Here is a 21,371-nt window from a genome sequence, read left to right as displayed (position 1 = left end):
CGAAACGGAAGAACACCCCGCGAGTTCCACCTGGATGAGAAACCGGCAGGCAAGCGGCGATAACGTCCGACAGCGATGGGCTGACCCGACGCGAGAGTCCACCTGCATTCCCCTTCCGACCGACTGCAACAGACGGTCAGCTGAACGGGCGCGGTCCTTCATAGGAGCCGACATAGCTCACATGGGTGATCAGACCCGTGGTGGGCCGCCACAGATGGAGGGCCACGCCCGGCGGATCCATGGTCATGGTGAGCTTTGCCCCCTCACGCAGATCCAGCGTGGCCTGATGGGCCGTGCTGGGGGCGATCGACGCCATCGTGCCCGCCCAGCGCACCTGGATCGGCCGATGCACGTGGCCGCACAGCACGCGTTCGATATTGCCGTGGGCGCGAACCAGCGCCTCCAGCCGTTCGCCGCCTTCGAGGAGGCGCGCTGCATCGAGCGGCGCGATCCCGACATCGAACGGCGGATGATGCATGAAGAGCAGCGTCGTGCGGTCGCTCTCCGCCAGGCACGTCTCGAGCCAATCCAGCCGTTCGCCACACAGCGCGCCATGGCCCTTGCCTTCGACGAGCGTATCGAGGGCAATCAGGCGCAGCGGCCGGTCTTCCACGACATACTGCAGGAAGCCGTCCTTCGGCAGGTAGGCATGCTCTGGAAAGGCCCCGCGCAGCGCGTCCCGCGCATCGTGATTGCCAGGGATCAGGTAGAAAGGACTTTCGAGCTTCGACAGCAGGCGCTTCAGGTTGGCGTATTCCGCGGGCGCGCCCTTGTCGACCAGATCGCCCGTCACCAGAGCGATGTCGGGCCTCGGATCGAGGCCGTTCACATGCGCCACCGCCCGCTCGAGAAAGCCCTGCGTGTCGATGCGACCATAGAGCAGCTCGCCCTCGCGCTTCACATGCGGATCCGAGATCTGCGCGATCAGCATCACGACGCATCCTTGAGGTGGAAGGGCAGCGATGCCAGCTCGGGCGCCACATCCTTGATCTCGTCGAAAAACACGATGAAGTGGCGCGCAACCAGTCGCTGGAGATCGCCACCGGGTTGATCGTCGCCATCCGCCGTCGTCATCTCCATGCCCTCCCTGGTTCGCACCCAGAGGAGCGCACTGCGCGGCGCGTCGGGCAGCTCCGCGAAGCTCAGCAGGCCGAAGGCGACGGCTTTCCGCCGGCGGGCATGCTGGGCCAGCGCATTGTCCTTCGCGAGATCGCACAGCGCGAAGGCGAGCCTCCCCTTCGTTCCGTCCGGCAGGGTCACGTCATATTCGCGGGTGGCCAGACGCCCGAGTTCGTCGCTCACGTCGTGACTCCTGCGCCCTGCCCCCTGAACCCGTTCACGATCGGATAGCGGCGCTCGCGGCTGATGTTGCGGGAGGTGATCTTCACGCCGGGCGGGGCCTGGCGACGCTTGTATTCGGCGCCTTCGAGCAGGTGCCAGACCCGGTCGACGGTCGCCGGATCGAGGCCTTCCTTGGCAAGGGCCGCCGTGTCGAGATCGCGCTCGATCAGGCCCTTCAGGATGGCGTCGAGCGTCGGATAGGGCGGCAGCGAGTCTGAATCCTTCTGGTCGGGCCGCAGTTCGGCCGAGGGCGGCTTGTCGACGATGCGCGGCGGGATCACCACGCCGGCACGCCCCAGCGCGCCCGCCGGCAGATGCGCGTTGCGCCAGCGGCAGAGTTCGAAGACCGTGGTCTTGTAGACGTCCTTCAGCACGTTGAAGCCGCCGCACATGTCGCCGTACAGGGTGGCGTAACCGACGGCCATCTCCGACTTGTTGCCCGTCGTCACCACCATGCCGCCCAGCTTGTTCGACACCGCCATCAGGGTGACGCCACGGGCGCGGCTCTGGATGTTCTCCTCGGTCACGTCCTCCGGCCTGTTGCCGAACAGCGGCGCCAGCATCCCGCGGAACGCCTCCATCGCCGGTCCGATGTCGACGATGTCGTAGCGCACGCCGATCGCCCGCGCACAGGCCTCGGCGTCCTCCAGCGACTCGCGGCTGGTATAGGGCGACGGCATCATGATCGCGTGCACGCGTTCGGGGCCCAGCGCGTCGGCCGCCACCGCCGCCGTGATCGCCGAATCGACGCCGCCCGAAAGACCGATCACGACCGAGGGAAAGCCGGTCTTGTTCACATAGTCGCGCAGCCCCAGCACCATCGCCTGATAGATGGATTCGATTTGGTCGAGTTCGCGGGCGATCGGACCGGGCTGGCACTCCCAACCGCCGGCGCCGCGCCGAAACTCGATCGTCGCGACCTCTTCCACGAAAGAGGCGAGCTTGGCCTTGAGCGAGCGGTCGGCGCCCAGCGCGAAGGAGGCGCCATCGTAGACGACCTCGTCCTGGCCGCCGACCTGGTTGAGGTAGACGAAGGGCAGGCCGCTCTCGATCACGCGCTTGACGCCGAGCTGCACGCGCACGTCGGTCTTGCCGGCCTCATAAGGCGAACCATTGGGCACCAGCAGGATTTCGCCGCCGGTCTCGGCGATGCATTCGACGACATCGGGTGTCCAGACATCCTCGCAGATCGGCACCCCGATGCGCACGCCACGAAAAACCAGCGGTCCCGGCATGGGACCGGGCGCGAAGATGCGCTTGTCGTCGAACACGCCATAGTTCGGCAGGTCGACCTTGAAGCGCTTGCCGATGATCTCGCCCTTGTCGAGCGCGATGATCGCATTGTGCAGCTTCTCGCCCTCGCGCCACGGCGTCGTGACGAACAGCGCCGGACCGCCGTCATTGGTGTCGGCGCGCAGGGCTTCGACCGCATCGTGGCAGGCCTGCTGGAAGGCGGGCTTCAGCACCAGGTCTTCGGGCGAGTAGCCCGCAAGCACCAGTTCCGTCGTTAGCACGAGGTCGGCGCCCTGCCGGGCCGCTTCCGCGCGGGCGGCCCGCACCTTGGCGAGATTGCCTGCCACGTCGCCGACCTTGGGATTGAGCTGGGCCAATCCCACTTTCAGTTTGTCCGTCATCATAAGCCTCAGGAGGAGCGCATACGCTCGCGGAGAGCCTGGCCGAAGGCCTGGAACAGGGCGCGGTTGATCGGGTTGCTCTGCGGGTCGTACTCGGCATGCCACTGGACGCCGACCGCAAAGGCCGGAGCCTCCGAAATGCAGATCGCCTCGATCGTGCCGTCCTCCGCGACGCCTTCGATGGCCACGCGCCCGCCCGGATCGAGGATCCCCTGTCCATGGAGGGAGTTCACGCGGATACACTCGCAGCCGAGCAGCCGGGCGAAATAGCCATCCTTCACGAGCTGCACCTCGTGCCGGTCGGCGAACACCACGGTGGGATCGGGATGGACCTCGCCGTTCTCCAGCCGCGGCATGCGATGGTTCATGCGGCCCGGGATCTCGCGGATCTCGGGATGGAGCGAGCCGCCGAAGGCCACGTTCATTTCCTGGAAGCCGCGGCAGATGCCGAAGATCGGCACGCCGCGCTCGACACAGGCGTCGATCAGCGCCAGGGCCATCGCATCGCGCTCCTGGTCGTAGGGTTCGTGGGCGGGATGCGGCTCGGCCCCGAAGCGCGTCGGATGGACGTTGGCACGGGCCCCGGTGAGCAGGATGCCGTCGACCGCGGCCAGCAGCGACTCGATGTCGGTGATGTCGGGAGTGCCCGCAAACATCAGCGGCAGTGCTTCGGCGACGTCCGCGACCGCCCGCATGTTGCGCTGTCCGACGAGCTGGACGTTGTGGCGGTCGTTGATCACGCCTGAATTGCCGATCACCCCGACCACGGGCTTCTTGATGCTGGGAACCAACGCGCGCCTGCCTCGACTTCGAAGAAACGATAATGGCACCGCATTCACCGCCCGGCGAGTCTGGCGTCACGAATCTCCGTTGACAGCCGCACCCTCCGGTGCGTGAATCCATCATCACGTTTGGCAGGGAGGTTTTGATGAATCCACCCAAGCAACGTGCCGCAGTGATTGTCGAGGCAATCGTTCGGGCATCGGCATAGCGGCAGACGCGAACGGCACGGCGGGAGCGGTCACTGCGGGTCGCATCAGTTGGGCATGACCCCGACCAGGCCGCTCCCGACGTTCCTTTCACAGACTTCCAGACGACTTCGAACACCCTGTGCAGGAACGGCGTTCACTGGAACGGCGGCACCTCACGGCGCAGGTCGCCGTTGCCCTGGGTGAAGAACAGGGTCAGGCGTACGGCGATCTCCTTCGGGCTGTTCGACGGCTCGCCAGGAAGCTCTGTCTTCAACCCGCGCACCTCGAGCTCGTCCACCAACTCGCGCAGGCGGTCGCCGGGAATCTCGAAATTGAGGACCGCCATCGCGTCGGAGAGCAGCGAATGGCCGGAGACCCAGCCACCCGCCCGCATGATCGCTTCCGACGCGGCGTTCACGCTGGCATGAAACGCGTCACGGGCGACGACTTCGAGGCGAAGCATCCTCCCCTCCGATCAGCAGCTTACTTTGCCGCCACCACTTCGACCTCGACCAGCATCGAGGGATCGGCGAGGCCCGCCACGACCAGCAGGGTCGACGCGGGATAGGGTTCCTGCCCGACATACTTGCCGCGGACCTCGCGGAAGGCCGGAATGAACCGGCTGTCGGTCAGGAAGACCGTGAGCTTGACGATGTCGCGGAAGTCCATGCCGCCGGCCTTCAGCACCTCGCCGATGTTCTTCCAGACCTGCTCGCTCTGCGCCTCGATACCGTCCTGCAGTTTGCCTGCGGAATCGACGCCGACCTGGCCCGAGACGTAGAGCACGCGCGCCTCGGGCGGGACCTCGACGCCAAGACTGTATTTGCCGGCGACGGACACGGATTTGGGATTGTGGAACTTGATGGTCATGCCGGGCACTCCATTGTAAGGGAGGCGCACGGTTTCAGGTCGGAGAGCATGACGTCAAGCACCAAGCCCGTACACGTCGTCGGCGGCGGTCTCGCAGGTAGCGAGGCGGCCTGGCAGCTCGCGCAGGCGGGCGTGCCGGTCGTCGTGCACGAGATGCGGCCGGTGCGCGGCACCGAGGCGCATCTGACCGACACGCTGGCCGAGCTGGTCTGCTCCAACTCCTTCCGCTCCGACGATGCCGCCAACAACGCCGTCGGCGTGATCCACGAGGAGATGCGCCGCGCCGGCTCGCTGATCATGCGGTCTGCCGACACGAACAAGCTGCCGGCGGGCGGTGCACTCGCGGTCGACCGGCATGGCTTCTCGGCCGCCGTGCAGGAAACCCTGCTCGCCCATCCGCTGGTGACGCTCGAACGCGAAGAGGTGGCGGGCCTGCCGCCCGAGGACTGGGACAGCGTCATCGTGGCGACCGGTCCCCTTACGTCGCCCGCGCTCGCCGACGCCGTCGCGAAACTCACCGGCGAGGACTCGCTCGCCTTCTTCGACGCCATTGCGCCGATCGTCCACCACGAGAGCATCGACCAGTCGATCGCCTGGAAGCAGTCGCGCTACGACAAGGTCGGCCCCGGCAATGTCGAGGGCAGCGATGGCGCGGACTACTTCAACTGTCCGATGGACAAGCCGCAGTACGAGGCGTTCGTCGCGGCCCTGCTGGCCGGCGAGAAGACCGAGTTCAAGCAGTGGGAGCACAACACGCCTTACTTCCAGGGCTGCCAGCCGATCGAGGTCATCGCCTCCACCGGTCCGCAGAGCCTGCGCTTCGGGCCCATGAAGCCGGTGGGCCTGCGCGATCCGCGCACCGGCCATCGCCCCTGGGCCGTGGTGCAACTGCGCCAGGACAATGCGCTGGGCACCTTGTGGAACATCGTGGGCTTCCAGACCAAGCTGAAGCACGGCGAGCAGACGCGCATCTTCCGCACCATCCCCGGCCTGCAGAACGCCGAGTTCGCCCGGCTGGGCGGCCTGCACCGCAACACCTTCCTCAACAGCCCGCGTCTGCTCGACGGCACCCTGCGCCTGAAGGCGATGCCGCGGCTGCGCTTCGCCGGCCAGATCACCGGCTGCGAGGGCTATGTCGAGAGCGCCGCCGTCGGCCTGATGACCGGGCGGTTTGCCGCGGCCGAGAGACTGGGCCGCACGCAGGCGCCACCGCCGCCCACCACCGCGATGGGCGCGCTGCTGGGCCACATCACCGGCGGCGCCGACGCCACGACCTTCCAGCCGATGAACATCAATTTCGGCCTGTTCCCGCCGATCCCCGGCAGCTTCAAGGGCAAGGAGCGCAAGCAGGCCATGGCCGTGCGGGCGCTGCGCGACTTCGACGAGTGGCTGAAGCCCACCCCGCTCGCCGCGGAGTAAGACGGAGACGTTCATGCGCCTGATGCAGCCGGAGCCCGCCGCCGCCCTCCTCGGACTGCGCGCCATGAAGACGGTCGCCTCGGTCGCCGGCGCACCCGGCAAATCGCAGCTCGCACTGATGGAAGCGGCGCGGCGAGTCCTCCTCCATATCGATGCCGACATCACCACTCTGCCGCCCGTGACTCCCACGGAACTCGCCGCAGGATTCCCGTCGGGCGACCTCCGCCACCAGTTCGTCAACGGCCTGCTGGTCCTGTCGCTGGCCGACGGCGTGCCGTCGCGCGAGACCGTGGCCAAGGTCGAGGCATTCGCCGAAGCGCTGGGCATTGCCACCCCCGAACTCACCAACCTGCGGCGGCTGGCCGAGCAGCACATGACCCTATTCAGGATCGACCTGCTGCGCCGGAGCCAGGTCGGCGACATCATGAAGAACCAGCTCGACCAGCACGGCGTCGTCGCCCTGGCCAAGAGCGTCCTGGGCATGCGCGGGCTGATCGAGGACACCGAGCTCGCCGCGCGCTACCGCGCCTGGGAGAAGCTGCCGGCCGATACGGTGGGCCGCTCGATGTGGGACTATTTCCAGACCAACAGGTTCGGCATGCCGGGCGAGCGGTTCGGCTTCCCCGAGGCCGGCCTCTATCACGATTTCTGCCACGTGCTGGGGGGCTACGGCACCGATCCGCAGGGCGAGCTGCAGGTCGCCTCCTTCACTGCGGGCTTCAAGCAGACGCGGCCCTTCTACCTGATCCTGTTCGCCGTGCTGATCTTCAGCGCCGGCGTGAACGCCCGGCCGACCGCCGCTGGCTACACGACCATCGGCGTGCTGGGCGAGCCGGGCGCGGCCGAAAGGATGTTCGCGGCGGTCGAACGCGGATCGCTGGTGAACACCGATCTGTCCGACAAATGGGACTATTGGCCCATCGTCGAACGGCCGATCGACGAGGTGCGGCGGCAGCTCAACATCGTTCACCCGGGCTGAACGGCGGAAACATTCCGTAACGTCCCGCAACAGTGGGTAACCAAACGTTATTTCACATGCGGCCGTCATCAGGACGAGAATGGCTCACCCCCCCTTTCGAGGAGTGACTCATGCAGGCCGTTCAGGAACTGGTCGCCCCCGCCGCGCTTTCGCTGCAGTACGACGTGATGCGCGAGATCTTCACCCTTCTGGCGCCGTACAATGTCGGCGCCAAGCCGATCACCCCGCAGACGGTGATCTCCAAGGGACTGACCGTCGATTCGCTCACGATCATGGATGTGATCATGGAGCTCGAGGACCGGTTCGACGTCACCATCCCGATGCACGTCGCGGCCGACATCGTGACGATCGACCAGCTCGCCGAGGCCGTCGTTTCGCAGCGCGCGAAGCGCTGACAAAACTCCCTACCCCATGAGATAAGTTAGCGAGCACGCGGCGCGACGCGTGCTAAATCGCCTGCAATGACTCCTGCAGAACGCCGGCAGATGATGCTGGCCGGGCCGATCGTGCCCACCATCCTCACCCTCGCCACCCCGAACGTGCTGAACGTGGCCATGCAGAGCCTCGTCAGCATCACCGACGGCTATTTCATCGGACAGCTCGGCGTCGTCGACCTCGCGGCGCTGGCGCTGGTATTCCCGACGCAGATGACGCTCGGCATGATGTCGGCGGGCGCCATGGGCGGCGGCATCTCCTCCTCGGTGGCCCGCGCCCTGGGCTCGGGCAACAAGGCGGCCGCCGAGGCGGCGGCGGCGCATGCGCTGGCCATCGCGATCGGCATGGCGGCACTTTTCGGCATCCTGTTCGTGGGCTTCGGCCGACAGATCTATGGCGCGCTGGGCGGCAGCGGCGCGGCGCTCGATCGCGCCGAAGCCTTCGCCACCATCCTGTTCTCGGGCTGCGTCGCCCACTGGGTCGCCAACTCGATGGCCTCGGTCCTGCGCGGCACCGGCGACATGAAGACGCCCGGCCTGGCGCTGGTCGTGACGGCGGCGATCCAGATACCCCTCACCGGCGCACTGACGCTGGGCTGGTTCGGCCTGCCCGCCTTCGGGATCCGCGGCCCCGCCATCGCGGCCGTGGTCGCCTTCGCCCTCGCCGCCCTCTGGATGCTCTCGAAACTGACGGGCGCGAAGGCCCCGCTCAGGCTGCGCTGGCCGATCGACGGGTTCCGCTGGCGGGCCTTCCGCGACATCCTGAAGGTCGGGCTGATCGCCTGCCTCGTGGTCATCCTGACCAACGGCACCGTACTGGTCGTCACCGGGCTCATCGGGCGCGAAGGCGACGCCGCCATCGCGGGCTACGGCATCGGCTCACGGCTGGAATACATGCTGATCCCGATCAGCTTCGGCATCGGCGCGACGCTCACGGCGCTGGTCGGCACCAATATCGGCGCCAGGCAATATGCCCGCGCACAGCGCATGGCCTGGACCGGCGCCTTCATGGCGGGCGCCGTCGCCGCCACCATCGGCATCGTCGTGGCACTCTGGCCCGACCTGTGGCTGGGTCTCTTCACCACCAATCCGGCCGCGCTGACTTCGGGTCGTCATTATCTAAGCATCGTCGGGCCGGCCTACGGCTTCTTCGGCCTGGCCATGGCCCTCTACTTCGCCTCGCAGGGCACCGGCGAAATGATCTGGCCGGTCGCCGCCAACCTCACGCGCATCACCATCGCGGGCGGCGGCAGCCTGCTCGCCCTCGACCATTTCGGCTGGGGTGTCTCGGGCCTCTACACCTGCGTGGCGCTGGGAATCGTGGCCTTCTCCGCCGTGCTCGCCTTCTCGACCACGCGGCGGGCCTGGACCGGCTGACCCTTCACGCCGCGATTGAGCTTGTTCGCCCCGGTGGCGCTTGGCATCGTGCGCGCCTTCAAAAACAGGAGATCTGAGATGAGCGACACCAACAAGCTATCGGGCCTGCAGCTTCGCTCCCTGATCTCAACCGAAGGTCAGCTCGAACTGTCGCTCGCCCGGGTCGACGTGCCGGAGCCCGGCCCCGATCAGGTCGTGGTGAAGGTCGAGGCGACCCCGATCAATCCGTCCGATCTCGGCCTGCTGACAGGCCCGGCGGAGCTCAGCAAGGCGACCTCGACCGGCAGCGGCGACGCGGTGAAGGTGACGGCCCCCGTACCGGCCTCATCCCTGCCCTTCCTGTCGACGCGCCTGGGCGAGTCCCTCCCGGTCGGCAACGAAGGCGCGGGTACCGTGATCAAGGCGGGCTCATCCGACGCCGCGCAGGCACTCAAGGGCAGGCTCGTCTCGATGGTAGGCGGCTCTATGTACGCCCAGTACCGTGTACTGAACGCGCGCGACTGCCAGCCCCTGCCCGCCGGCACCACGGCAGCCGAAGGCGCCTCGTGGTTCGTCAATCCGCTGACCGCGCTCGGCATGACCGAGACCATGAAGCGTGAGGGCCACAAGGCGCTGGTCCACACGGCAGCAGCCTCCAACCTCGGCCAGATGCTGGTCAAGATCTGCAACGAGGACGGGATCGGCCTCGTGAACATCGTACGCAGCGCCGAGCAGGCGAAGCTGCTCAAGGGCATTGGCGCCAAGCATGTCGTCGATTCGAGCGCGGCAAGCTTCAACGACGATCTCGTGCAGGCGCTGGTCGAGACCGGCGCCACCATCGCCTTCGACGCGATCGGCGGCGGCAAGCTCGCCAGCCAGATCCTCACCGCGATGGAAATCGCCATCAACAAGACCGCCACCACCTACAACCGCTACGGCTCCTCGGTGCACAAGCAGGTCTATGTGTATGGCAGCCTCAGCACCGGTCCGGTCGAGCTGTCTCGTAACTACGGCATGGCCTGGGGCGTCGGCGGCTGGCTGCTGACGCCGTTCCTGCAGAAGATCGGCCGCCCCGACCAGCAGCGCCTGCGCGAGAGGGTCGTGAACTCGCTCAAGACGACCTTCGCGAGCCACTACACGAAGACCATCTCGCTGCAGGAAGCGCTCGACCTCCAGAACCTCACCGCCTACGCCAAGCGCGCGACGGGCGAGAAGTTTCTGATCAATCCGAACAAGTGAGTGACAGCCTCCCCCTGCCGTTTCAGGGGGAGGCTTCGTCCCGAGCGTTGCCCGGCCCGCCGATGACACCGATGCCAGCGTCAGGCGCCGAGCCCGCCCGTCTTTCCGCCACGAAGCGAGCCAAACGGCGCGGATTTTGCTGCAGTCTTGCGTGAAATACGCACTCCTTCGTTGGAAAGCTCGAGTCGATGTCTTCAGAAGTTGGTCGTAGCGTCCGCGGGCGCACGCCGTACCTGCCGATCCACAAGCGGCCGAAGCTCACCCTGCCAGGCGATGCGCGCGTCGCCGTCTGGACGATCGTGAACGTCGAGAACTGGAGTCCGGCCGGGGCGATGCCGCGCACCGTCCTGCCGCCGCCGATGGGCGTGCCGCTTCTGCCCGACGTGCCCAACTGGGCATGGCACGAGTACGGCATGCGCGTGGGCTTCTGGCGCTTCCTCGAGACGCTGAACGCGCGCAAGCTCAAGGCGACCTTCGCCGTGAACGGCACGGCCTGCGAACTCTATCGCGAGGCCTGTGCGGCTGCGCACGACGCCGGCTGGGACTTCATGGGCCATGGCTGGGTGCAGAAGCCGATGCACAAGGTCGAGGACCAGAAGAGCGCGATCGCCGATACGATCCGCGCCATCAAGGACTTCACCGGCAAGCCGCCGCGCGGCTGGGAGAGCCCCGGCCTCACCGAGACCGACGAGACGCTCGACCTGCTGGCCGAAGCCGGCATCGAATACGTCGCCGACTGGGTGATGGACGAACAGCCGCTGCCCTTGAAGACCAAGCACGGCGAGATCGTCTCGGTGCCCTACACGGTCGAGATCAACGACGTCGTCATGAGCGCCGTGCAGCAGCAGCCCTCCGACGAGATCTTCCGGCGTGGCCGCGACCAGTTCGACCGGCTCTATCTCGACGGCAAGACCGCGCCGCGCGTGATGGCGATCTCGATCCACCCCTATCTCACGGGCGTGCCGCACCGGATCAAATATCTGGAGATGCTCTACGACTACATCCTCGGCCACGAGGGCGTCGTCATGTGGACCGGCGCGGAGATCCTCGACTGGTACAGGACGCAAGTGCCCGCGAAGCCCTAATTGTCATCTTGAGCGCAGCGAAGGACCTGTCCGAGCGACAAGAGCCCTCTGTAGCTTGAGTGAGATCCTTCGCTGCGCTCAGGATGACAATGCCCACCGTGTGCGATTGCAGTGAGCAGAAATGCAATCCCGCCTGCGTCAAAGAACATGACCTAGTCAGCTTCCTGTAAGCGCAGGGCCGCGTTGCAGCCCACTTTGAAGCGCCCACTCACCTTCCTGGTCGCTCGAGTGCGTGACGACAGAAGGCCGTTCAGAGATGAAGAAATCGACACTGACCAAGCTCGCAGGCACAGGCTTCGCGATCGTCTTGGCCGTTTCGGGTTATCTGTTCCTCCATCAGTCGGGCAATACCAGCGCACGCGCCTCTGCCTCGCCTCCCCCCGTACCGGTATCGGCAGGCGTCGCCGAGACGAAGGACGTTCCGGTTCTCGTGCGCGGGCTCGGCACCGTGCAGGCCTTCAAGACGGTGACGATCAAGGCGCGCGTTGACGGCCAGATCGTCAAGGTCCTGTTCAAGGAAGGCCAGGACGTCACCGCCGGCACACCACTCTTCCAGATCGATCCCCGCCCCTACCAGGCGACGCTCGATTCGGCGACCGCCGCCAAGTCACGCAACGAAGCGCTGCTTCTCGGCGCACAGCTCGACCTCGAGCGCTACAGCAAGCTGACCGGCTCGGGCTTCCAGTCGCGCCAGAGCGTCGACCAGCAACAGGCCACCGTCGACGGATTGAAGGGATCGATCGCGGTCGATCAGGCGGCGATCGACACGGCCAAGCTGAATCTCTCCTACACCGACATTCGCGCGCCGATCGACGGCCGCACCGGCCAGCTTCTCGTCGACCTCGGCAATCTCGTCCAGTCCTCGCAGAGCACGAGCCTGGTCAGCATCACCCAGATCAAGCCCATCTTCGTGAACTTCACCGTTCCGCAGGATTATGCGGAGGCGATCCGCCACAACCAGGCCGCCACGCCGCTGGCGGTCTATGCCTATGCCAGCGACGACAGGACTTTGCTGGCCAAGGGCGAGGTCTCGCTGATCGACAACCAGATCGATGTCGCGACCGGCACGCTGCGCATGAAGGCCACCTTTCAGAACAGCGACGAAGCCCTGTGGCCGGGTGAGTTCGTGAACGTCCGCCTGGTCCTGTCCACGAAGCACGACGCGGTGACCGTGCCGCAGCGCGCCATCATGCAGGGCCCCTCGGGCTACTATGCCTATGTCATCCGCCCCGACGGCACCGTCGAGCGGCGCGACGTCGAGACCTCCGGCATGCAGGATGACATCGCGATCGTCGAAAAGGGCATAGCGGCCGGCGAGAAGATCGTGGTCGACGGCCAGTACCGCCTGTCCAACGGCGCCCTCGTCAAGGTCGACACGGCGGCGCCCGCAGCGGCGCCTTCGGCAAAGCCACCGGCTGCACTGGCAGCGCCGACGCCCAGGGCGGGCTGACCCCATGAACATTTCCGAGACCTACATCCGCCGGCCGATCGCCACGTCCCTGCTGATGCTGGGCCTGCTGGTGTTCGGCGCGGCGACTTACAGCCTGCTGCCCGTGGCGGCCCTTCCCAATGTCGATTTCCCGACCATCACCGTTTCGGCGACCCTGCCCGGCGCCAGCCCGGAAACCATGGCGTCGTCGGTCGCGACGCCGCTGGAACAGCAGTTCGCCGCCATCCCGGGCCTCGCCTCGATGAATTCGACGAGCGGCCTCGGCACCACGTCGATCGCTCTCCAGTTCAATCTCGGCCGCAACATCGACGGCGCCGCCACCGACGTGCAGACCGCCATCAACGCGGCCAGCGGTCTGTTGCCAAAGGACCTGCCGAACCCGCCGACCTATAGAAAGGTCAACCCCGCCGACCGCGCGGTCCTCATCTATGCCGTCCAGTCCGACGACATGCCGATCTACAAGGTCGACGACTATGCCTTCACGATCCTCGCCCAGAAGATCTCGGCGATTCCCGGCGTGTCGCAGGTGCTGGTGGGCGGCCAACAGGATTTCGCGGTCCGCATCCAGGCCAACCCCTCCGCCCTCGCCGCGCACGGGATCGGACTCGAGGACGTGCGGGTGGCCATCAACAACGCCACGCTGAACCAGGCCAAGGGCAACTTCGAGAACGAGCACCAGTCGTTCACCATCGACACGAACGACCAGCTCTTCCAGGCGTCGACCTACAAGCAGATCATCGTCGCCTACCGCAACGGCGCGCCGGTCAAGCTCACCGATATCGGCGACGTGATCGACGCCACCAAGGCCCCGCGCAGCGGCGCCTGGTTCAACGGCAAGCGTTCCGAGCTTCTCCTGGTGTTCCGCCAGCCCGGCGCCAACACCGTGGAAATCGTCGACACGATCAAGGCGCAGCTGCCTCGCCTTCTCGCTTCCGCGCCCAAGGGCGTGAAAGTCGATCTGGTCTCCGACCGCTCGCAGTCGATCCGCGATTCGGTGGAGGACGTGCAGTTCACGCTGGTGCTGACCATCGGCCTGGTGGTGATGGTGATTTTCATCTTCCTGCGCCACCTGTGGGCCACCATCATCCCCAGCATCACCGTGCCGCTGTCGCTGGTCGGCACCTTCGGCATCATGTACGTGCTCGACTACAGCATCGACAATCTTTCGCTTATGGGCCTCACGATCGCCGTGGGCTTCGTCGTCGACGACGCGATCGTCATGATCGAGAACATCGTGCGCTACATCGAGGAAGGCGAGACGCCCTTCAATGCCGCGCTCAAGGGCGCGGGCCAGATCGGCTTCACGATCATTTCGATCACCTTCTCGCTGATCGCCGTGTTCATTCCCCTGCTGTTCATGGGCGGCATCGTCGGCCGCCTGTTCCGCGAATTCGCCGTCACCGTCACGGTCGCGGTCATCATGTCGGCGTTCGTCTCCCTCACGCTGACACCCGTCATGTGCGCTCAGTTCCTGAAGCGCGAAAAGGCGGGTCACAAGCGCGGCCGGCTCGACCAGATGTGCGAGGACGCGTTCGAGGCCGTCGTGCGCGGCTACGACCGCGGCCTTCAATGGGTGTTCCGCCACCAGCCGCTGATGCTGCTCTCCACCGTCGTCCTCATCGCCGTCACGGGCTACCTGTATGCGATCATTCCCAAGGGCTTCTTCCCCGAGCAGGACACCGGCTTCATCTTCGCCCAGGGCGAGGCGCGACAGGACATCTCCTTCGCCGCCATGGCCGATCTGCAGACCCAGCTCTCCACCATCATCCAGCAGGATCCGGCGGTTTCGGGCGTCGTCGGCTTCGTGGGATCGACCGGCGGCAACTCGTCGGAAAACACCGCCCGCATGTTCATTCAGCTGAAACCGTTCAGCGAGCGCGACGCCTCTGCCCAGGAGATCATCCAGCGCCTCAGGCCCAAGGTGGCGGCCGTCCAGGGCGTGAAATTCTTCATGCAGGCCGGCCAGGACATCAATGTCGGCGGCCGCCTCAGCAAGACCGAGTTCCAGTACACGCTGACGTCGACCGATGTCGCGGAGCTGAACCACTGGGCGCCGATCATCGAGCAGAACATGGCCAGGCTGCCGGAGCTGCAGGACGTCACATCCGATCAGCAGATCGCCGCGCCCCATATCTCGATCGACATCGATCGCGACACGGCCTCGCGACTGGGCGTCAGCCTCGCTCTCATCGACCAGACGCTCTACGACGCCTTCGGCCAGCGCCAGGTGGCGACGATCTACACGTCCAGCACGCAGTACAAGGTCGTGCTCGAGGTCCTGCCGTCTTTCCGGGCCGACCCGACCGCCCTCTCGCGCATCTATGTGGCCAGCAACACCGGCACGCAGGTGCCGCTGGGCACGCTGGCGCGCTTCACCAACAGGGTCGCGCCCCTCACCGTCAGCCACCAGGGCCAGTTTCCCGCCGTCACCGTGTCGTTCAACCTTGCACCCGGCGTGGCGCTGGGCGAAGCGGTCGAGAAGATCAAGCAGATGCAGGCCGACCTGCATACGCCGATCACCCTGGACGGCGCGTTCCAGGGAACGGCGCAGGCCTTCCAGTCATCGCTCTCCTCGACGCCGCTCCTGATCGCCGCGGCGATCCTGGCCGTCTATATCGTTCTGGGCATGCTCTACGAGAGCTATGTGCACCCGATCACGATTCTCTCGGCACTGCCGTCTGCCGGCGTCGGCGCGCTGGCGATGCTGATGCTCTTCCACTACGACCTCAGCGTCATCGCGCTGATCGGCATCATCCTCTTGATCGGCATCGTGAAGAAGAACGCCATCATGATGATCGACTTCGCGCTGGAGGCGGAGCGCGAGCGGGGCAAGACGCCGCTGGAAGCGATTCACGAGGCCTGCCTGCTGCGCTTCCGGCCGATCATGATGACGACCTTCGCCGCCATCGGCGGCGGCCTGCCGCTCGCCATCGGCCAGGGCGCCGGCTCCGAACTGCGCCGTCCGCTGGGCATCGCCATCGTCGGCGGCCTGCTCGTCTCGCAATGGCTGACGCTCTACACGACGCCCGTCATCTATCTCTATCTCGATCACCTCCAGCAGAGGCTGAATGCGCGCAAGCGGCGGCCGGCCAAGGAGACTTCGCCGGGCGCCGCCGGACTGCACCCGGCCGAGTAGGGCGCGAATGTCCGACGACCGGGAACGTTCCGAACGGGAAGAGGAGGAACGCGAAGCCGCGGGACGTCGCAAAAGCCTGGTCGCGCTCGTCGTCATGGCCGTGCTTCTGTTCGGAGGCGTGTTCCTGACGCACGAACTGCGCAGGACGTCCCAGCTTCAGGATTGCCTGATGACCAAGGCGACCAACTGCACGCGTCTAGACGACCCGGGCCAACCCGTTCGCCGCTGACGCGCGCCGCCCTTGCGCGGTGATCGCGTCGCCGGCGATCGCGCCGCGCAGAGCGCTCAAGCGCGCTTCGCGGCGGCTTCCTTCTCGGCCATCTTCTGCTTCAGCTGCTCGGGCGTGAGGCGGACGATGTGTTCGTTCTGGTGGCTGAAGATGTCGTACTTCGCCACGTCGAGATCCTCGAGCTCGATCTCGCGGTCGAGGACCCTCTGCTTCCAGACGGCATGCTCGGCTTCGGCCGCATGGAATTCCGGCATCACCTCGCGGGCGAAGAGATCGAGCGAGGCGCAGATGTCCTCGTGGCTGGTCTTGCCGGCCTGGTTCAGCAGGATCACCTGATCGACGCGGCTGGCCTGGAACTGGCGCAGCTTGCGGCGGATGGTTTCCGGCGAGCCGATGAGGCCGGACTCGAGGGCCTTCTTCTCCTCCGGTCCGCCGCGCCAGGCCTGGTACTCGTCCCACAGGTTCGACGTCCCCGGCGCATCGACGCCTTTGCGCCCATAGTAGGAGAGCGCGAAGATGAAGAAGGTCCAGCCGGCGGCCTTGGCCTCGGCCTCCTCGTCGGTGGCCGCGCACATGAAGCCCGAGACCATCGCGACGTTGGGATTGCTGGGATAGTCGGCCAGCTTCTTCGAGTTGTTCAGCAGGTTGTTGTAGTACTTGTGCACCCAGGCCCGAGCGGCTTCGGGCGTCACGAAGGTGAAGCCCAGCGCCCCCATGCCCCACTCGCCCGCCTTGCCGATGGTGGCGATGTTCGAGCAGGCGACCCAGAGCGGCGGATGCGGTTTCTGGAACGGCTTGGGGATCACGTTGCGTGCCGGGAAATCGTAATACTCGCCGTGGAACTCCCAGCTCTCCTTCGAGAACATCGGGACGATGGCCTTCACCGCCTCCTCCCAGCGCTCGCGCTTGTCGCGCACCCGGATGTTGAACGGATGCAGCTCGGCCGGCCCTGCGGCCTCCCCCATGCCCAGTTCCACACGGCCGCCCGAGAGCAGGTCGAGCGTGGAGACCTTCTCGGCGACGCGATGCGGGTTGTTGGTGGTGAGCTGGATCACGCCATGACCCAGCCGGATGCGCTTGGTGCGCTGGCTGGCGGCCCCAAGGAACACTTCCGGCGCGGAGGAATGCGAATACTCCTCGAGGAAGTGATGCTCGACTTCCCACGCATAGTCGTAGCCCAGCCTGTCGGCGAGCTCGATCTGGGTGAGCGAATCCTGCAGGAGCTGATACTCGCTCTTCTCGCCCCACGGCCGGGGCAGCTGATGCTCGTAGAAGATGCCGAACTTCATGGCGCGCTCCTCAGACTGTCTTGCAGAAGCTCGAGATGCTCGAGACCAGCTTGGGCACCATCTGCTCTGGCACGTCGTGTCCCCAGCCGGGGAAGGTCTCGATCTTCGCGCCGGGCACGAGGGCGGCCACGTCGCGGCCGCATTCGACCGGCAGCAGCGGATCGTCCTCGCCGTGCAATACCAGCGTCGGCACCTTGACCGTCTTCAGGAGATCGACGCGCGGGCCCGACGCCATGATCGCCAGGTACTGGCGCGCCGCGCCCGGCGGATAGTAGCGCCGGTCGATGTTGCGTTCGACCAGGGCACGCATCGCGGCAGGCTCCGTCGGATAGCCCGGCCCACTTATGACGGTGCGCAACTTGATGCCGTGGGCGATCAGCTGCTCGCGCTCCGTTCCCTCGGGCTGCGCCGACAGCATCGCCACCGCCTCGGGCTTGCCGGCCGGCAGGCCATAGCGGCCGCTGGTCGACATGATCGACACCAGCGAGCGCGTGCGCTGCGGATAGGTGGCGGCAATCACCTGGGCGATCATGCCGCCCATCGAGCCGCCGACCATGTGCGCACGGTCGATCTCGAGGGCATCGAGCAGGCCGGTGGCATCGGCGGCCATGTCGGAAAGCAGATACGGCGCATCGACCGTCTCGCCCTTCATCAGTTTGGCGAAGGCTCCCATCAGGTCGGGCATGCCCCATTCGTCGAAGTCGGTCGAGAGGCCGACATCGCGATTGTCGTAGCGCACGACGAAGAAGCCTCGAGCAGCCAGCCCCTCGCAAATTGTCTCCGGCCAAAGCGTGAGCTGAGCGCCCAGGCCCATGATCAGCAGCAGCGCCGGATCCGTCCGGCTGCCGAACGTCTCGTACTCGATCTCGATACCGTTTGCCTTCGCGCGTGCCACGCTTCCTCCCGGGGTTTCCCCGTCAGTATCGCCCGCGTCTGGCCGCCCACCAATAGGCCAGCGGCCGCCGCAACGGTCCCATGGGGCGGTCGAGCGCAAGCGCCGGCAACAGGATCGGCAGGGCGGCCGGATCGATCTTGCGCCGCAGCGCCCGCGCATCGCCCACGAGCTGGTCGCGCTCGGGGCCTTCTCCCATCAGCCAGGCCGCGCCGACCGCATGGGCGGCCTGCCGCGACGCCGCGTCCTCGACCCCGAGCACGGCGAGTTCGAGGTCGGCGAGCGCATGACCGGCCCGCATGACGTCGAGCGGCCCCTCGATCTCTTCCTCGCGCGCGTCGATCAAGGCCACCAGGCTTTCGACCGTCAGCCGGTGCCGGCGTGTCGTTTCGCAAAGCGCATCGACGATGGGCTGGGCACGTGGCTTTCCCACTCCCGACGCCTCCCCCACCGCCTCGCGCCACCATTCGAGGCGGATGCGGGCCAGCATCGGTTCTCGGGTCACGGTGCGGGTGCGTGCCAGCTCATGGTCGAAGGCAAGCAGGGTCAGCAATCCGCTGCGCTGCGGCTCCGGAGCGAACAGGGCGCCGAGGAAGCGCTCACGGTCGGCCTCGCGCACGAGGTCGAGCACGTAACGGTGCGAAGCCTCGGCGGCGCGGTAAGTGTCGGGCGGGGAGACGGGCATGGATCCCTAACGGGCGATCGAGGCGGTTTGAATCTGGCGCAGCTGGGACCTAGACTGGAAAGATTGGGGATTCATCAATTTATTCAACGGGATAGGGGGAATACATCATGGGCGGCCTGTTTGCCTCGCTCGGACGAACCGTTTCCGCCGGTGTCGTCCTTCTGGTCCTGATCGTTATGGGCGCGAGCGCCGTGACCGGCCAGTCGGTCAAGATCGACCATGCCTATGCGACGGTCATCATGCGGTGGCTGCACGTTGTTTGCGGCATCATGTGGATCGGCCTCCTCTGGTATCTGAGCTTCGTGCAGATGCCCACCCTGCCCAAGGTCCAGCCGGTGGAGAGCCGCATCGCCATCACCCGGTTCATCGCCCCGGCCGTGATGTGGTGGCTGCGTTATGCCGCCCTCGCGACCGTCGTCACCGGCCTGCTGCTGGCGACGATGAACAAGTACATTGTCCAGGCGCTCACGCTGCGTCCCGGGTTTATCATGATCGGCACCGGCATGTGGATGGCCCTCGTCATGGCGCTCGTCGTCTGGTTCATCGTCTGGCCGAGCCAACGCAAGGTCCTGGGCCTCATCGAAGCCACGGCGGAAGAAAAGGCCGTCGCGGCCTCCAGGGTCTTCTACGGCAGCCGTTTCAACACGCTGTTCTCGGTCGGCATGCTCTATTGCATGGTAGCCCAGCAGAACGCCCCGCTCTGAGGGCTGCGGAGAGCCCCGGGAACGACCGCCGCACAAGCCGGTCTTGACCGAGGCCGACGCGCTACAGCGGAATGAGGGCGGCCGCCACCCGCCGGCCTTCGGCCAGCAGCACGTTGTAGATGCGGCAGGCCGAGCCGGTGTCGACGACCTCCAGCCCCATGCCCGCGGCCTTCAGGGTCGCCCGCAGGTCCGGCGGAACGAACACGGCGCGCGCTCCGCAGCCCAGCACCAGCAGTTCCGTCGGCACCGAGGCGTCGCGCAGCGGCGCCAGGCTGTCGAGGGAGAGATCCTCGATCCGCGTGATCGCCCAAGGATGGGTGATCGTCGGCGTCACAAGGACGGGCGTTTGCCATTCCCTGTCGCTGATCAGGAAGCGACCGGGACCGTAGCTGCGAATGTATTGAACCTGTGCCGGATCCGGCGTCGGCAGGGTCTTGTCGGCGGGGCCGGGAAGCGGCGGCTTCACGCCCCGGCCTTCTCCGCCGTGTCGGTCTTGTCCGCCTTGTCGTCCTCCGGCCGAAGCCGGTCGGCGCGCAGACCGAGATAGACGAGACCGGCGCAGGCAACCCACACCGAAGAGTAGGTGCCGACGATGACGCCCCACAGCATGGCGACCGAGAAGCTGTGCAGGACAGGCCCGCCGAACAGCACCAGCGCGCCCACCGCGACGAACACCGTCGCCGAGGTCATCAAGGTACGCGACAGCGTCTCGTTGATGCTGTGGTTCAGCAGGTCGAGCAGCGGCATCTTCTTGTAGCGGCGCATGTTCTCGCGCACGCGGTCGAAGATCACAACGGTGTCGTTGATCGAATAACCGGCAATGGTCAGCACCGCGGCGAGCGCCGTGAGGCTGAAGTCGAGCTGGAACAGCACGAAGATACCGACGGTCGAGATGACGTCGTGCAGCATGGCGATCAGCGCGCCAACCGCGAACTGCCACTCGAAGCGCACCCAGACATAGACGGCGATCGCGAGCATGGTGGCGATCACGGCCCAGATGCCGCTGCGCATCAGCTCATCGCCGATCTTGGGACCGACCGACTCGGTGCCGCGAAGCTCGTAATTGCTGCCGATCGCATCCTCGACCAGCTTGATCGCGACCTGCTGGCACCACTCGGCCCGCTGCTCGACCGACATGTCGATCTTGGCCGTGTTGGTCGAGCCGCGCGGAAGCTGACGCTCCTGGAGGGTGAGCCCGGCGCGGCTCACGGCATCGCGCCAATTGGATGCATCGAGCGCGGTCGGCGACGTGAACTCGACATCGCCCGTACCGGCCGGACCCGGCTTCACCTGCCAGCCCTGGCCCGCGGTCTTCTGCATCACGCGCTGGGCGCCGGCAACGCACTGGTTGTCGCCCTCCTGGCGCTGGACGCGGATCAGGACGGTGCTGGGATCGCCGAATTCCTGCAGCGACACCTCGCCGACACCGAGGTTGCCGACGATGTTGCGCAACTGGTCGAGCTCGGCCTTGCCGTCCTTGGCCTTGGCCTGGATGGCGATGCCGCCCTTGAAGTCGATGCCGAAGTTGAGGCCGATCGTGAGCACGCCGACGATCGAGACGACGTTGATCAGGGTCGAGATGATCAGCGCGGCGCGGCGCTGGCCGAGAAAGTCGAACTTCTTCTTGAAGGCGAAAAGGCGAACGGGCTTCCACATGG

At 66.3% G+C, this 21,371-nt stretch carries 21 protein-coding genes; 10 read left to right on the top strand and 11 right to left on the bottom strand.

Annotated elements, in window-relative coordinates:
• Positions 1 to 136: 136 nt before the first annotated feature.
• The 6 genes from ACP15H_RS03065 to ACP15H_RS03040 all read right to left on the bottom strand — a co-directional run bounded on the left by ACP15H_RS03065 (position 137) and on the right by ACP15H_RS03040 (position 4,816).
• A complete protein-coding gene (locus ACP15H_RS03065) occupies positions 137 to 931 on the bottom strand; it encodes a phosphodiesterase (protein WP_425064756.1) in 795 nt (264 codons plus the stop codon).
• Positions 931 to 1,302, bottom strand: coding sequence for a hypothetical protein (locus tag ACP15H_RS03060; RefSeq protein WP_425064755.1), 372 nt, complete (start codon positions 1,300 to 1,302; stop codon positions 931 to 933). Before ACP15H_RS03060 ends, ACP15H_RS03065 begins: the two co-directional genes overlap by 1 nt.
• Complete coding sequence (locus ACP15H_RS03055) at positions 1,299 to 2,975, bottom strand: NAD+ synthase (protein WP_425064754.1); 1,677 nt, start codon at positions 2,973 to 2,975, stop codon at positions 1,299 to 1,301. The genes ACP15H_RS03060 and ACP15H_RS03055 overlap by 4 nt, the downstream gene beginning before the upstream one ends.
• Before the next feature lie 8 nt (positions 2,976 to 2,983).
• A complete protein-coding gene (locus ACP15H_RS03050; protein ID WP_425069854.1) occupies positions 2,984 to 3,754 on the bottom strand; it encodes a gamma-glutamyl-gamma-aminobutyrate hydrolase family protein in 771 nt (256 codons plus the stop codon).
• 346 nt (positions 3,755 to 4,100) lie between these two features.
• Positions 4,101 to 4,409 carry a hypothetical protein gene (locus tag ACP15H_RS03045; RefSeq protein ID WP_425064753.1) on the bottom strand — a complete coding sequence of 103 codons (309 nt, stop codon included), beginning with the start codon at positions 4,407 to 4,409 and terminating at the stop codon, positions 4,101 to 4,103.
• A gap of 20 nt (positions 4,410 to 4,429) precedes the next feature.
• Entirely contained in the window at positions 4,430 to 4,816 is a 387-nt protein-coding gene (locus ACP15H_RS03040; RefSeq protein ID WP_425064752.1) for a RidA family protein, read from the bottom strand.
• A gap of 48 nt (positions 4,817 to 4,864) precedes the next feature.
• On the opposite strand from ACP15H_RS03040, the gene trmFO reads away from it, so the two are divergent.
• The 9 genes from trmFO (at position 4,865) to ACP15H_RS02995 (ending at position 16,143) form a co-directional block, all read left to right on the top strand.
• Positions 4,865 to 6,235, top strand: a complete 1,371-nt coding sequence (trmFO, locus tag ACP15H_RS03035; RefSeq protein ID WP_425064751.1) for a methylenetetrahydrofolate--tRNA-(uracil(54)-C(5))-methyltransferase (FADH(2)-oxidizing) TrmFO — start codon at positions 4,865 to 4,867, stop codon at positions 6,233 to 6,235.
• Positions 6,236 to 6,248: 13 nt separating this feature from the next.
• Positions 6,249 to 7,214, top strand: coding sequence for a hypothetical protein (locus tag ACP15H_RS03030; RefSeq protein WP_425064750.1), 966 nt, complete (start codon positions 6,249 to 6,251; stop codon positions 7,212 to 7,214).
• Between the two features lie 110 nt (positions 7,215 to 7,324).
• Positions 7,325 to 7,609, top strand: a complete 285-nt coding sequence (locus ACP15H_RS03025) for an acyl carrier protein (RefSeq protein ID WP_425064749.1) — start codon at positions 7,325 to 7,327, stop codon at positions 7,607 to 7,609.
• A 66-nt stretch (positions 7,610 to 7,675) separates the two neighbouring features.
• Positions 7,676 to 9,025: an MATE family efflux transporter gene (locus tag ACP15H_RS03020; protein ID WP_425064748.1), complete on the top strand. Its 1,350-nt coding sequence runs from the start codon at positions 7,676 to 7,678 to the stop codon at positions 9,023 to 9,025.
• Between the two features lie 78 nt (positions 9,026 to 9,103).
• Positions 9,104 to 10,243, top strand: a complete 1,140-nt coding sequence (locus ACP15H_RS03015; RefSeq protein WP_425064747.1) for a zinc-binding dehydrogenase — start codon at positions 9,104 to 9,106, stop codon at positions 10,241 to 10,243.
• 188 nt (positions 10,244 to 10,431) lie between these two features.
• A complete protein-coding gene (locus tag ACP15H_RS03010; protein ID WP_425064746.1) occupies positions 10,432 to 11,328 on the top strand; it encodes a polysaccharide deacetylase family protein in 897 nt (298 codons plus the stop codon).
• A 256-nt stretch (positions 11,329 to 11,584) separates the two neighbouring features.
• Entirely contained in the window at positions 11,585 to 12,778 is a 1,194-nt protein-coding gene (locus ACP15H_RS03005) for an efflux RND transporter periplasmic adaptor subunit (protein WP_425064745.1), read from the top strand.
• Positions 12,779 to 12,782: 4 nt separating this feature from the next.
• Positions 12,783 to 15,914 carry a multidrug efflux RND transporter permease subunit gene (locus ACP15H_RS03000; protein WP_425064744.1) on the top strand — a complete coding sequence of 1,044 codons (3,132 nt, stop codon included), beginning with the start codon at positions 12,783 to 12,785 and terminating at the stop codon, positions 15,912 to 15,914.
• A 7-nt stretch (positions 15,915 to 15,921) separates the two neighbouring features.
• The gene (locus ACP15H_RS02995) at positions 15,922 to 16,143 is read left to right on the top strand and encodes a hypothetical protein (RefSeq protein WP_425064743.1); all 222 of its coding nucleotides are present in this window, start codon (positions 15,922 to 15,924) and stop codon (positions 16,141 to 16,143) included.
• 56 nt (positions 16,144 to 16,199) lie between these two features.
• Here ACP15H_RS02995 and ACP15H_RS02990 read toward each other — a convergent pair whose 3' ends face one another.
• Genes ACP15H_RS02990 through ACP15H_RS02980 form a run of 3 tightly spaced genes read right to left on the bottom strand, consistent with a single transcriptional unit; the run spans position 16,200 to position 19,009 of the window.
• Positions 16,200 to 17,432 (bottom strand): LLM class flavin-dependent oxidoreductase, encoded by a 1,233-nt coding sequence (locus ACP15H_RS02990; RefSeq protein ID WP_425064742.1) that lies wholly within the window; start codon positions 17,430 to 17,432, stop codon positions 16,200 to 16,202.
• 10 nt (positions 17,433 to 17,442) lie between these two features.
• Entirely contained in the window at positions 17,443 to 18,327 is an 885-nt protein-coding gene (locus ACP15H_RS02985) for an alpha/beta hydrolase (protein ID WP_425064741.1), read from the bottom strand.
• 22 nt (positions 18,328 to 18,349) lie between these two features.
• A complete protein-coding gene (locus tag ACP15H_RS02980) occupies positions 18,350 to 19,009 on the bottom strand; it encodes a squalene/phytoene synthase family protein (RefSeq protein WP_425064740.1) in 660 nt (219 codons plus the stop codon).
• 107 nt (positions 19,010 to 19,116) lie between these two features.
• Between ACP15H_RS02980 and ACP15H_RS02975 the strand changes: the two genes are divergently transcribed.
• Complete coding sequence (locus ACP15H_RS02975) at positions 19,117 to 19,713, top strand: hypothetical protein (protein ID WP_425064739.1); 597 nt, start codon at positions 19,117 to 19,119, stop codon at positions 19,711 to 19,713.
• Positions 19,714 to 19,774: 61 nt separating this feature from the next.
• On the opposite strand, the gene ACP15H_RS02970 is transcribed toward ACP15H_RS02975, so the two are convergent.
• Both ACP15H_RS02970 and secF read right to left on the bottom strand, forming a co-directional pair.
• The gene (locus tag ACP15H_RS02970) at positions 19,775 to 20,179 is read right to left on the bottom strand and encodes an Mth938-like domain-containing protein (protein WP_425064738.1); all 405 of its coding nucleotides are present in this window, start codon (positions 20,177 to 20,179) and stop codon (positions 19,775 to 19,777) included.
• A complete protein-coding gene (gene secF / locus ACP15H_RS02965; RefSeq protein WP_425064737.1) occupies positions 20,176 to 21,369 on the bottom strand; it encodes a protein translocase subunit SecF in 1,194 nt (397 codons plus the stop codon). Before secF ends, ACP15H_RS02970 begins: the two co-directional genes overlap by 4 nt.
• Positions 21,370 to 21,371: the final 2 nt, after the last annotated feature.

It is taken from the genome of Reyranella sp., from assembly GCF_965249915.1.
GTDB lineage: Bacteria > Pseudomonadota > Alphaproteobacteria > Reyranellales > Reyranellaceae > Reyranella.
This window is presented reverse-complemented; position numbering and strand designations above follow the sequence as displayed.

Excerpts from the sequence above, each read along its gene's own strand:
- ACP15H_RS02990 (WP_425064742.1), bottom strand. The coding sequence starts at position 17,432 with ATGAAGTTCGGCATCTTCTACGAGCATCAGCTGCCCCGGCCGTGGGGC.
- ACP15H_RS02975 (WP_425064739.1), top strand. The coding sequence starts at position 19,117 with ATGGGCGGCCTGTTTGCCTCGCTCGGACGAACCGTTTCCGCCGGTGTC.
- ACP15H_RS03045 (WP_425064753.1), bottom strand. The coding sequence starts at position 4,409 with ATGCTTCGCCTCGAAGTCGTCGCCCGTGACGCGTTTCATGCCAGCGTG.
- ACP15H_RS03020 (WP_425064748.1), top strand. The coding sequence starts at position 7,676 with ATGACTCCTGCAGAACGCCGGCAGATGATGCTGGCCGGGCCGATCGTG.
- ACP15H_RS03000 (WP_425064744.1), top strand. The coding sequence starts at position 12,783 with ATGAACATTTCCGAGACCTACATCCGCCGGCCGATCGCCACGTCCCTG.
- ACP15H_RS03025 (WP_425064749.1), top strand. The coding sequence starts at position 7,325 with ATGCAGGCCGTTCAGGAACTGGTCGCCCCCGCCGCGCTTTCGCTGCAG.
- secF (WP_425064737.1), bottom strand. The coding sequence starts at position 21,369 with ATGTGGAAGCCCGTTCGCCTTTTCGCCTTCAAGAAGAAGTTCGACTTT.
- ACP15H_RS03055 (WP_425064754.1), bottom strand. The coding sequence starts at position 2,975 with ATGACGGACAAACTGAAAGTGGGATTGGCCCAGCTCAATCCCAAGGTC.
- ACP15H_RS03015 (WP_425064747.1), top strand. The coding sequence starts at position 9,104 with ATGAGCGACACCAACAAGCTATCGGGCCTGCAGCTTCGCTCCCTGATC.
- ACP15H_RS03005 (WP_425064745.1), top strand. The coding sequence starts at position 11,585 with ATGAAGAAATCGACACTGACCAAGCTCGCAGGCACAGGCTTCGCGATC.
- ACP15H_RS02980 (WP_425064740.1), bottom strand. The coding sequence starts at position 19,009 with ATGCCCGTCTCCCCGCCCGACACTTACCGCGCCGCCGAGGCTTCGCAC.
- ACP15H_RS03065 (WP_425064756.1), bottom strand. The coding sequence starts at position 931 with ATGCTGATCGCGCAGATCTCGGATCCGCATGTGAAGCGCGAGGGCGAG.
- ACP15H_RS03040 (WP_425064752.1), bottom strand. The coding sequence starts at position 4,816 with ATGACCATCAAGTTCCACAATCCCAAATCCGTGTCCGTCGCCGGCAAA.
- ACP15H_RS03030 (WP_425064750.1), top strand. The coding sequence starts at position 6,249 with ATGCGCCTGATGCAGCCGGAGCCCGCCGCCGCCCTCCTCGGACTGCGC.
- ACP15H_RS02995 (WP_425064743.1), top strand. The coding sequence starts at position 15,922 with ATGTCCGACGACCGGGAACGTTCCGAACGGGAAGAGGAGGAACGCGAA.
- trmFO (WP_425064751.1), top strand. The coding sequence starts at position 4,865 with ATGACGTCAAGCACCAAGCCCGTACACGTCGTCGGCGGCGGTCTCGCA.
- ACP15H_RS03010 (WP_425064746.1), top strand. The coding sequence starts at position 10,432 with ATGTCTTCAGAAGTTGGTCGTAGCGTCCGCGGGCGCACGCCGTACCTG.